Raw genomic sequence first — 11,295 nt, 5'->3', positions numbered from 1 at the left:
GCCCGAGGACTCGGTGGCGTAGTTGGTGTGCCCGAAGGTGCGTTCGGGGTCGGTCTGGAGCAGCGTGCCGTTGTGCCGGCCGTCCTCCGCCTCGTACTCGGTGTACGGCAGCGCCGCGCCGGTCGCCTCGGCGGCGGGGGCGGGGGCGTCGCCGGCGGATGCCGGGGCGGCGGGCACCAGGCCGAGGACGACCAGGCCTGCCAGGGGGACGGCGGCTGCGAGCCGCAGCCCGGGGTGGTGTCGTGTCATGTGGGGGTCCTTTTTCCGTAGGAGCGCCGTGTGGGGACGCCGCTCCGATCGGACCGGCCGCGGGACGACGGGAACGCGGGTACGCCGGGTGTGGGGGTGGTGGTGCGGGTTCGCCGTCTGTGGGGCTGACGGGGTGTGGGGGGTGAACTGAGACACCGACAGACTGACTGCCGGAAAGTTGCGTTAACTTACGCAAGATTTTGAGTCGTCCAGTCGCTTCCTTGCGCGTCGAGTCAAGATTTCAAGCATGTCACGCACTTGTCAACGCTTCGCGCAGGGCGTGCACGAGATCCCCAGGACTCGCGCGGACCCTCACGGCACAAGGCCGACAGGCTCCCCACAGACGGGGCGGAGTTGTGCCCATGCGGTGCGGACGGCTCGGGCGTGGCCGTCCCGCACCGCCGCGGCGTCCGCCACGGCGGGGCCCTGCCGCGGTCCAGGCGACGGACGAGGCGCTCGCCGAGCGGGTGGCCGTGCTGCGCGACGCCTGACCTGCGCGGTCGGGGGGCGGGGGCGATTGACCGGGTGGTGCGGCGCCCGTATCGTCCCACCCGCCGCCGTCCCACCCCCTGGAGCACGTGTGCCAGCCAGCGAGTCCCCGATACCCGTGCCGTCCGAGACCGCCGCCTACGCGCCGCTCCTCGACACGCTCCTCCCCCGGGACGGCCATCCCTCGGCGGTGGATGCCGGGGGGCTCGCGTTCCTGCGCCGGGCGCTGGCGGAGGACCCCGCCAGGAGGGAACGCGCCGGACGGGTCCTCGCCCTCGTCACCGCGCGCGCCCGCGCCCGCCACGGCCGGGAGTTCGCCGCGCTCACGGACACGGAACGGGCCTCCCTCCTCGACGGCCTGGCCGGTGAGCCGGACCTCGTGTGGTTCGCGGGGCTCGTCGCCGAGGGCTACTTCGCGGACGAGGCGAACGGCGGCAACGCGGGCGCCGCCTCCTGGGCCATGACCGGCTGGCGGCCCGGCCCGCCCGCCTACCTCGCCGCCCGCCCCGCCCCCGAGCCGCGGCACGCCGCCGTCACCCCCGGCGGGCTCGCCGCGCGGTACGACGCCGTGGTCGTCGGCTCGGGCGCGGGCGGCGGCGCCGCCGCCTGCCGCCTCGCCGAGTCGGGCCGCAGCGTGCTGGTCGTGGAGTCGGGCGCCTGGCCGGGCGCGGAGGAGCTGTCCGCCGACCACCTGCGCAACCCCCGTACGACCTGGGGCTTCCCGCCCCTCAGCGGCCCCGCCCCGGACGGCAACCCCCGGCTCCTCGACGACGGGACCCGGCTGCTGCCCCTCTCCCCCACCGACCCCCGGTGGAGCAACAACGCCATGACCGTCGGCGGCGGCACCCGGGTCTACGGCGCGCAGGCGTGGCGCTTCGGCCCCGTGGACTTCCGGATGGCGTCCCACTACGGCGTCCCCGAGGGCAGCGCCCTCGCCGACTGGCCCTTCGGGTACGAGGAGATGGCGCCGTTCTACGAGCGCGCCGAGTGGGAGATCGGGGTGAGCGGCGGCGCCGACGTCGGCCCGCACGGCGGCACGCGCGCCAGGCCGCTGCCGATGCCGGCCCTGCCCACCGGGCCCGCGCACGAGGTGCTGCGCGCGGGCGCGGGACGGCTCGGGCTGTCCCCCGTGTCGGTGCCGCTGCTGATCAACTCCCAGCCCTACCAGGGCCGTTCGGGCTGCGCGCAGTGCTCGCTCTGCGTGGGCTTCGCCTGCCGCGTGGACGCCAAGAACGACAGCAGGAACACCCTGCTCGCCCGCGCGTTCGCCACCGGCAGGTGCCGCATCCTCACGGAGGCGACGGCGGCCCGGCTGCTCGTCGGGCGCGGCGGACGGGTGGCGGGCGTGGCGGTCGCCGGGCTGCGGGACGGCGCCGTGTGGCGTACGGAGGTGCGCGCCGGTGAGGTCGTCCTGGCGGGCGGGGCCGTGGAGACGGCGCGGCTGCTGCTCAACTCGGCCCACGACGGCGAGCCCCGCGGCGTCGGGAACGCGGCCGGCCAGGTGGGCCGCCACCTCCAGGGGCACCTGTACGCGTCGGCCGTGGGGATCTTCGCCGACCCGGTGGAGGACATGGTCGGTCCCGGCCCGTCGATCGCGGTGACCGACTTCCGGCAGGACAACCCGGGGATCGTCGGCGGGGGCATCCTGGCGCGGGAGTTCGTGCCGACGCCGGCCGCCACGTACCACTACCTGGCGGACACCGGGATCATCCCGCCGTGGGGCGCGGAGGCGAAGCGCGGCATGCGGGACCTGTCGCTGCGGATGCTGCGGCTCGCCGCGCCGATCCAGGAGGTGACGACGGCGGACGCCCGCGTGCGCGTGGCCCCGGGGACGCGGGACCGGCTGGGGATACCCGTCGCCGTGCTGGGCGGGCACCCGCACCCGGAGGACCTGCGCGGGCAGGCGTTCCTCGCCGAGCGGTGCGTCGAGTGGCTGACCGCCTCGGGCGCGCGGCGGGCCGTACGCGCCGGGCTGACGCCGCCGGACGCCGGGCCGAGCGGCGGGCAGCACCAGGCGGGGACCTGCCGGATGGGCACCGACCCGGCCTCCTCGGTGACCGACCCGTGGGGCCGCGTCTGGGGGCACGGCAACCTGCGCGTGGTGGACGGCTCGGCCCTGGTGACCAACGGCGGGGTGAACCCGGTGCTCACCATCTTCGCCAACGCCCTGCGCGTCGCCGACCACATGACGGCCAGCCGGTAGCCGGTGCCCGCGCCGGGCGGTGCGTCCGGCGCGGGCGCGGCGGCCGTCAGGCGGTGCAGGGCACCGGCGTCGGCGAGGTGAAGGACGGGTCGAGCGGGAACGGCGTCCCCGCCGCGCCCCAGACGGCCTGCTGCGTGGCCAGCTGGTCGGGGGCGCCGGAGCTCCACGGCGAGGCGAACGCGCCGACGTCGGAGGCGGGGGCGTCGCAGCCGACCTGCCAGCTCAGCAGCGAGTCGTACGGGGTGCTGCCGCCGACCTGCCAGGCGGTCCCGGCCGGGTCCTCGCCCGCGGCCGCGATGGCCTGGACGACGAGGGCGGTCGAGTTGGGGTCGGAGCCGTAGCCGGGGGCGAAGGGGAAGCCCGCGTCGGCCTCCTGGGCCCCGGCGAGGTAGTCGAGGGCGTCGTCCACGGCCGCGCCGTAGGCGGTCGCGTCGACGGCGGCGAACGCCTGGACGGCGAGGGCCGTCGAGTTGGTCTCGGGCCCGGACGCGGTGCAGGCGACGGTGGTGTCCGCGCGGTACGACGGGAAGCCCCCGGCCGCGGCGGCGGGCGAGGCCGCGTCGCACTGCTGGTCCGCGAGCCAGTTCCGGGCGGTGGTGGGCACGGTCTCGCCGTGGGCGCGCAGGCCGAGGAGGGCGAGGGACTGGCGGAACACGCCGTCCCACGTGGGGTCGGCCGTGCCGTAGAGGCCGCTGGAGGTGAGGGTGCCGTCGAGGCGGTCGAGCAGGTCCACGCCGCCGAAGTCGGTGGGGTCCTCGCCCGCCGCGTCGGCGAGCAGCAGCAGGTAGCCGATGCGGCCGGGGTCGTCGGCGCCGCCGACGGTGATGATGTCCGCCGCGTTGGCGGTGAGCCAGTCCACGGCGTCGTCGAAGGTGGCCTCCTCGGCCCCCGCGGCGGCGAGCGCGAGCGCGGACTGCGCGGTGTCGGAGACGTTGGCCCCGCCCGCGGGGAGGGGGATGTACGCGCCGTCCGTGTCGGTCGCGAACTGGTCCGCGAGCCAGCCCGCGGCGTAGTCGGCGGCGGTCTGGGGGTCGTCGGTGGGCGGGTCGGCGTGCGCCGCGCCGACCGGGACGGACAGGGCGAGCGCGACACCTGCGGCAAGTGCCGTGAAGACGGATCTACGCGGACGAATCGCTGCACGTATGGACACGTGTTCTCCTGTGATGGGTGTCCCGGGCCTGGTGTGACCCGGGTGTCAGGGGGTGTGCCGGGGGAAGGTCAGGGGGTGCGTGCGGCCGGTGGCCCGCGCCGCCGGGAGCGGCGCAGGAGGAGGCCGAGGGCGCTGAGCGCGGCGGCCAGGAGCAGGACGAGCGCGGGGTCGGCGCCGGTGGAGGGCAGGGTGCCGCCCGGGGCGCCGCCGGGCGGACCGCCGCCGCCCGTGGCGGGGTCGGTGACGACCTCGAACGCGGCCCAGGCCGCCGCGCCGTTGGCGAGGTCCACCAGTCCCGCGGTGACCGTGCCGGGCGCGGCGTCGGCGGGGACGGTCCAGGTGAACGTCACCCGGCCCCGTTCGTCGGCGGTGCCGTCCGGCAGCTGGGCCGTGGCCGCGCCGCTGAGTCCGGCGGCCACCGGGCGGCCCGGGGTGAAGCCCTCGCCGCCGAGGGTCACGGTCTCGCCCGGCCTGACGGCGGCGGGTGTGGCGGTGACGGCGGGTTCGGTGACGGGGCCGGGGTCGCCCGGGTCCTCGGGGCCGGGATCGACGGGCTCGACCGGCTCGACGGGCGGCGGTTCCGCGACGCCGATGGCGCCCATGGCGGGCAGGCCGAGACCGAGGACGGCCTGGGTGGTGGAGCGGCGCCACTCGTCGCGGACGGTGCCGTCGAGCCCGTAGCGGCGGCCGTCGTCGTACGCCTCGGGGTTGTACGCGAGGGCGCCCGCGTCGTCGCCGCCGGTCAGCTGGAGGGTGCGCAGCCAGTCGGCGGCGCGGGCGGCGGCGTCGGTCTGTCCGGTGGCGGCGAGGGTCTGGGCGATGAGGCCGGTGGAGTTGGCGTTGGGTTCGCGGGTGGGTCCCGTGCCGCCGAACGCGCCGGTGGCGGTGTCCTGGCGGGAGAGCAGCCAGCCGACGGCGCGGCCGAGGACGCGGTCGAGGCCGTCGGTGCGCGGGACGGTCAGCAGGGCCTGGACGGCCAGGGCGGTGGTGTCAGTGTCGCCGGTGCAGGTGCCGGTGCCGGGGGTGAGGCGGAAGCCGCCTGAGGGGCACTGGCGTTCCGTCAGGTCGGCGACGGCCGCCTCGGGTACGCCGTCGCCGGTGCGGGCGAGGGCGAGGACGGCGAAGGACTGGCCGAACGTGTTGCCGCTGTCCTGGCCGCCGGGGTTGCGGTCGGCGAAGCGTCCGGTGTCGGGGCCCGAGGTGACCATGAGGCCGCGCAGCGCGGCCTCCAGGTCGAGGCCGCCGGTGTCGTGGATGTCGTGGCCGGTGGCGGCGAGGACGAGGGTGAGCTTGGCGAGCGGTCCCGACAGCAGCGTGCCGGGGGCGGGGGTGACGTAGTCGGCGGCGTGCCCGGCGAGGGTGTCGGCGGTGCGCTGCGCGGTGGCGCCGGCCGGGTCGGCCGCGGCGAGGGCGAGGAGCGCGTCGGCGGTCAGGCCCGGGTCGGGCGTACCGGCGCGGTCGAGGATGTGGCCGCCGCGCTGGAGTTCGCGGGTGAGCCAGGCGAGGGCGTCGGCGGCGTCGGGGTCGGTGCCGGTGAGGGGCACGATCTCCCAGGTGGCCCGCGCCGTACCGGAGTTGCCCGCCGGGTCGGTGGCCGTGACGGTGAGGGTGTGCGTGCCGTCGCCGAGGCCTTCGGCGCGCCAGGGCGAGGTGCACGGGGCGGGCTCGGCGCCGTCGAGCGCGCAGGCGGTGGTGGCGGCCGGGTCGTCCACGGTGAACTCGGCGGTCGCGTCGCGTTCGGTGCCGCGGGGCGCGGGGACGGCGGTGAGGCGTACGGTCGGCGCCTCGTCGTCGGGGCCGGTGACGCGGCGGACGCGGTGCTGCTGGCCCTCGGCGACGAGGACGTTCCCGGCGGGGTCGGCCGCGACGGCGTAGCCGCCCTGGACGCGGGCGCGCGTGGCGGGGAGGCCGTCGCCGCTGTACCCGGGTGTGCCGTCGCCCGCGACGGTGGTGATGGTCCCGTCCGGGTCGATCCGGCGGACGGCGCCCGGCTGCGAGACGTACAGCTCGCCCCCGGGACCGGCGGACACGCCGCCGGGCGAGAGGAGTTGTGCGCGCGTGGCGGGGCCGCCGTCGCCGCCGTGCCCGGCGGTGCCGTCGCCCGCGACGGTGGTGACGGTGCCGGTGGCGGTGTCCACGCGGCGGACGCGCTGGTTGCCCGGGTCGGTGACGAGGACGCCGCCCGACGCGTCGACGGCCAGTGCGGCGGCCGAGCTGAACGAGAACGCGGCCTCCGTCGCGGGCCCGCCGTCGCCGGAGAACCCGGCGCGGCCCGTACCGGCGAACGCGGTGACGACGCCGGTGTCCGGCGCGAGGGCGCGGACGCGCGACGCGTTGGTGTCGCTGACGTACGCCGTCCCGTCCGGGGCGACGGCGATGCCGCTGGGGGAGCCGATCCTGGCCTCGGTGCCGGGGCCGCCGTCGCCGGTGTCGCCGCGCGATCCGGTGCCGAGGACGGTGGTGACGGTGCCGGTGGCGGCGTCCACGCGGCGGACGCGGCGGTTGCCGGTGTCGGCGATCCACAGGTCGCCGTCGGGGCCGATCGCGACGGCGTTCGGGTCGCGCAGGGACGCGTCGGTGGCGGGGCCGCCGTCGCCGCCGTAGCCGCGTGTGCCGTTGCCCGCGACGGTGGTGACGGTGCCGGTGGCGGCGTCCACGCGGCGGACGCGCTGGTTGCCGGTGTCGGCGATCCAGATGTCGCCCGAGGCGTCGGTGGCGACGCCGAACGGGTTGCTGAGCGCCGCGTCGGCCGCCGGGCCGCCGTCGCCGGAGAAGTCCTGGGCGCCGGTCCCGGCGAGGGTGGTGATCCGGCCGGGCACGAGGCGGGGGTCAGCCGCCGTGACGGCGACGGGCGCGGAGGGCGCCGAGGGCGCGGACGCCCCGGCGGCGTTCACCGCCAGGACGGTGAAGGTGTACGCGTCCGCCGGGTCGAGGCCGGTGACGGTGGCCGTGGTGCCGGTGGCCGTGGCGGTGGCGCCGCCGGGGTCGGCCCGGACGGTGTACGAGGTGACGGGCGCGCCGCCGTCGTCGCCCGGCGCGCGCCAGGTGACGGTCGCCTCGCGGACGCCGCCGCGCGCCCGTACCTGGTCGGGGGCGGCGGGGGCGGTCGTGCCCGGCGCGGCGGGGACGACCGGGTCGCTGGGGGCGGAAGCGGCGGACTCGCCCGCGCCGTTCTGGGCGCGGACGCGGAAGGTGTACGGGGTGCCGGGGGTGAGCCTGGGCACGGTGGCGGTGGTCGTGTCGCCGGGCACCTCCACGCGCGCGCCGCCGGGTGCGGCCTCGACGGAGTAGCCCGTCACGGGCGCGGGGCCCGCCGGGGGTTCCCAGGTGACGGTGGCGGCGGCGATCCCGGCGGTGGCGCGGACGTCCGTGGGGGCGGCGGGGACGCTCGCGGGCGGAGCCTGGCAGCACAGGACGTCCCAGTCGGGGGCCTGCCGGGGCTGCGGGGCCTGGGCCTCGGCGCCGCGCGTCTCGACGTAACGCCAGCCGTCCACCGAGCCGTTGGCGAGGCGGCGGGTGCCGGGGCCGACGCCGGAGTAGGCCCAGCCGGGGCCGCGGGAGGCGTCGTGCGCCCAGTAGGACCAGTAGCGGGTGGTGCCGTCCGGGCGGGTCTCGCCGCAGCCGGTGGCGGGGTAGCCGTCGATGGCGCAGACGAGGCCGTTGGTGTGGAAGCGCACGGTGTGGCCGGTCAGCGGGAACATCTCGGCGCCGGTGGGCGGCCGGCCGGTGCCCCCGGCCGCGGTGCCGGCGCAGGACCAGGTGACGGCGGGGGCGGGGCGTTCGCCGGCCAGGGGGTCGGCGACGGTGCCGAAGTCGATCACGAGCCCGGCGCTGCCGGAGGGCGCGCACTCGGCGGCGGTGCCCGTGTCGGCCGTGGCGGGGACGGCCTGCGCGAGGAGGCCGAGCAGCAGCAGGAGGAGGACGGCCGGGAGGGCCCGTCGCCGCGCCGGGGCGCGGTCGAGTCTTCGTGCGGCCGGTCCGTCCATGGGGGTCCCCTCCCGAGTGCGCCGCGCGTGTCCCGGGGAGGAGGGAAGGCATCCGGCGCGGGGGCGGCCGGGCGTCTTCGCTGTCCGCAGTCCACGACGGATGTCGACGAAGCATCACCGCGCCGAGGGCGATCCGACTCGCACCCCGCCGGGACGGCGGGATGCCCACGGTTGCGGGACAGTGCCGGAATTCGACCGGCTTCTCCCACGGCATGGCACCACATGTCCGTTCCGATGGCCGGGCGGCGCCCGGGGGCGACCGTGAACTGACCGTCCCGCGCGCTGTCTTGCGCGGGTCCGATCGTCAACCGACCGTCGAATCGAACGGATGTCACTGTGGCACACTCCGATTCGCAGGACAACCGGCCCTGGCGCCGGGCGGTGTCCGCGATGCGAGCGGTGTGGTGCGCGGCCCCCGGCGGCCCTCTAGGCTGACGGCAGCAGCTGGTCCGCCCTGCCCGCCAGGCAGGCGCGTCGCAAGAGGGAACCCGGTGGGAATCCGGGACTGCCCCGCAGCGGTGAACGGGAACGACCGCCGTCATACAGCACTGGGCCCCCGCGGGCCCGGGAAGCGACGGCCAGTAGGTGTCCTCCCCGTGAGGACGCGCCCGTGAGTCCGAAGACCTGCCCGCTGCCCGTGCGCGGCCCGCCGCGCGCGGACATCCCGGTGACCCCGAGGGCGGGTCGGCGTGCACACCAGGCGGACGGCCGTGCCACGGCGATGGCACGCGGTACACCGTCGCCGCCAGGTCGTCACCCCTTCGCGCCCCTCCCCCGCCGGGATGGTCAGGACACACACTCGCGAAGGAGAGTTCCGTGACATCCGAGTCCGCAGCCGCGGCACCGCAGGCCACCGTCCACGGCTACCCCAGGCAGGGGCAGAACCGGGAACTGAAGAAGGCGATCGAGGGCTACTGGAAGGGCCGCGTCACCGCCGGGGCCCTCCGCGCCACCGCCGGAGAACTGCGCCGTGCCAACTGGCGGCAGCTCGCCGACGCAGGCATCCACGAGGTGCCCACCGGCGACTTCTCGTACTACGACCACGTCCTCGACACCACCGTCATGGTCGGCGCGATCCCCGAACGCCACCGCGCCGCCTTCGAGGCGGACGCGCTGGACGGCTACTTCGCCATGGCGCGCGGCACGCAGGACGTGGCGCCGCTGGAGATGACCAAGTGGTTCGACACCAACTACCACTACCTCGTCCCCGAACTCGCCCCCGGCACCGCGTTCACCGCCGACTCCGCCAAGCAGGTCGCCGAGCTGAAGGAAGCCTCCGCCCAGGGCCTCACCGCCCGGCCCGTGCTGGTCGGCCCCGTCACGTACCTCCTGCTCGCCAAGCCCGCGCCCGGGGTGGCCGACGGCTTCGAGCCGCTGTCCCTGCTGGACCGGCTGCTGCCCGTCTACGCCGAGGTGCTGGCCGACCTGCGGGCGGCGGGCGCCGCGTGGGTGCAGCTGGACGAGCCGGCGCTCGCCGCCGACCGCACGCCCGCCGAACTGGCGGCCGCCGCCCGCGCCTACCAGGTGCTCGGCGGCGCCGCCGACCGGCCGAAGCTGCTCGTCGCCTCCTACTTCGACCGCCTCGGCGAGGCGCTGCCCGTGCTCGCGAAGGCGCCCGTCGAGGGCCTGGCACTGGACTTCACCGGACGGGCCGCCGCGAACCTGGAGGCGCTCGCCGCCGCGGGCGGCCTGCCGGGCAAGCGCCTCGTCGCGGGCGTCGTGGACGGCCGCAACATCTGGATCAACGACCTGGAGAAGTCCCTCACCACGCTCGGCACCCTCCTGGGCCTGGCCGACCGCGTGGACGTCGCCCCTTCCTGCTCCCTGCTGCACGTCCCGCTGGACACGTCGGCCGAGCGCGCCATCGACCCGCAGCTGCTGCGCTGGCTCGCGTTCGCCCGGCAGAAGACGGCCGAGACCGTCACGCTCGCCCGCGCCCTGGCGCACGGCACGGACGCCATCGCCGCCGAACTGGCCGCCAACCGCGCCGACCTGGCCTCCCGCGCCACCTCCCCCCTCACGCGCGACCCGGCGGTACGGGCCCGTGCCGCCGCCGTGACCGAGGCGGACGCGCGCCGCTCCGCGCCGTACGCCGAGCGGGCCGCCGCGCAGCGCGCCGCGCTCGGCCTGCCGCTGCTGCCGACCACGACCATCGGCTCGTTCCCCCAGACCACGGCCCTGCGCACGGCCCGCGCCGACCTGCGCGCCGGGCGGATCGGCACCGCCGCGTACGAGGAGCGCGTCGAGGCGGAGATCCGCGACGTGCTGGCCTTCCAGGAGGAGGCGGGGCTCGACGTCCTCGTGCACGGCGAGCCGGAACGCAACGACATGGTCCAGTACTTCGCCGAACAGCTCACCGGCTACCTGGCCACCGACCACGGCTGGGTCCAGTCGTACGGCACCCGGTACGTCCGCCCGCCGATCCTGGCGGGCGACATCTCCCGGCCCGAGCCGATGACCGTCCGCTGGACGCGCTACGCGCAGTCCCTCACCGCCCGCCCGGTCAAGGGGATGCTGACCGGGCCCGTGACGATGCTGGCGTGGTCGTTCGTCCGCGACGACCAGCCGCTCGCCGAGACCGCGCGGCAGGTCGCCCTCGCGCTGCGGGACGAGGTGGCCGACCTGGAGGCGGGCGGCGCGGCGGTGATCCAGGTGGACGAGCCCGCGCTGCGCGAGACGCTGCCGCTGCGCGCCGCCGACCGCCCGGCGTACCTCGCCTGGGCCACCGAGGCGTTCCGCCTGGCCACCTCGGGGGTCGCGGCGGCCACGCAGATCCACACGCACATGTGCTACGCCGAGTTCGGCGACATCGTGGGGGCCATCGACGACCTGGACGCCGACGTCATCAGCCTGGAGGCCGCCCGTTCCCACATGCAGGTGGCCCGCGAGCTGGCCTCGCACGGCTACCCGCGCGAGGCGGGGCCGGGCGTGTACGACATCCACTCGCCGCGCGTCCCCGGCGTCGAGGAGGCGGCGGCGCTGCTGCGCGCGGGCCTGGCCGCGATCCCGGCGGAGCGCCTGTGGGTCAATCCGGACTGCGGGCTGAAGACGCGTGACTGGCCGGAGACCCGCGCGTCGCTGGTGAACCTGGTCGCCGCCGCCCGCGCCGTCCGCGCCGGACTGCCGGGGCGCGGCGCCTGACCGGCGGCCGGGGGCCGGACTGCTCGGGGTCCGGTTCCCGGCGCGCCACCACCGCCGTTCCGTCGCACCCGGGAACT

Annotated in this window: 4 protein-coding genes, 1 pseudogene and 2 riboswitches; of the genes and pseudogenes, 2 read left to right on the top strand and 3 right to left on the bottom strand. The window is 77.1% G+C overall.

Going from position 1 to position 11,295, the window contains the following annotated elements; genetic code table 11:
- Window positions 1–249 (bottom strand): annotated as a pseudogene (locus ACL02R_RS17620) (hypothetical protein); the annotation flags it as partial.
- Between the two features lie 580 nt (window positions 250–829).
- On the opposite strand from ACL02R_RS17620, the gene ACL02R_RS17615 reads away from it, so the two are divergent.
- Window positions 830–2,941 carry a GMC family oxidoreductase gene (locus ACL02R_RS17615; protein WP_412797873.1) on the top strand — a complete coding sequence of 704 codons (2,112 nt, stop codon included), beginning with the start codon at window positions 830–832 and terminating at the stop codon, window positions 2,939–2,941.
- Window positions 2,942–2,987: 46 nt separating this feature from the next.
- Here the strand turns inward: ACL02R_RS17615 and ACL02R_RS17610 are convergent, their stop codons facing one another.
- Together ACL02R_RS17610 and ACL02R_RS17605 are read right to left on the bottom strand one after the other, a co-directional pair.
- Complete coding sequence (locus tag ACL02R_RS17610; protein WP_412797872.1) at window positions 2,988–4,091, bottom strand: hypothetical protein; 1,104 nt, start codon at window positions 4,089–4,091, stop codon at window positions 2,988–2,990.
- A gap of 68 nt (window positions 4,092–4,159) precedes the next feature.
- On the bottom strand, window positions 4,160–8,077 hold the full coding sequence (locus tag ACL02R_RS17605) for a fibronectin type III domain-containing protein (protein ID WP_412797871.1): 3,918 nt from the start codon (window positions 8,075–8,077) through the stop codon (window positions 4,160–4,162).
- 108 nt (window positions 8,078–8,185) lie between these two features.
- Window positions 8,186–8,315: riboswitch (cobalamin riboswitch) on the bottom strand.
- A gap of 240 nt (window positions 8,316–8,555) precedes the next feature.
- Window positions 8,556–8,703, top strand: a riboswitch (cobalamin riboswitch).
- A gap of 190 nt (window positions 8,704–8,893) precedes the next feature.
- Between ACL02R_RS17605 and metE the strand changes: the two genes are divergently transcribed.
- On the top strand, window positions 8,894–11,218 hold the full coding sequence (metE, locus tag ACL02R_RS17600) for a 5-methyltetrahydropteroyltriglutamate--homocysteine S-methyltransferase (protein WP_412797870.1): 2,325 nt from the start codon (window positions 8,894–8,896) through the stop codon (window positions 11,216–11,218).
- Window positions 11,219–11,295: the final 77 nt, after the last annotated feature.

The sequence above is a fragment of the Streptomyces sp. MS19 genome, from assembly GCF_047200595.1.
Lineage (GTDB): Bacteria > Actinomycetota > Actinomycetes > Streptomycetales > Streptomycetaceae > Streptomyces.
Note: the sequence above shows the minus strand (reverse complement) of the source record. Positions and strands in the feature narration are given on the sequence as shown.

Coding starts and splice junctions, on each gene's coding strand:
- ACL02R_RS17605 (WP_412797871.1), bottom strand. CDS start 8,077: ATGGACGGACCGGCCGCACGAAGACTCGACCGCGCCCCGGCGCGGCGA.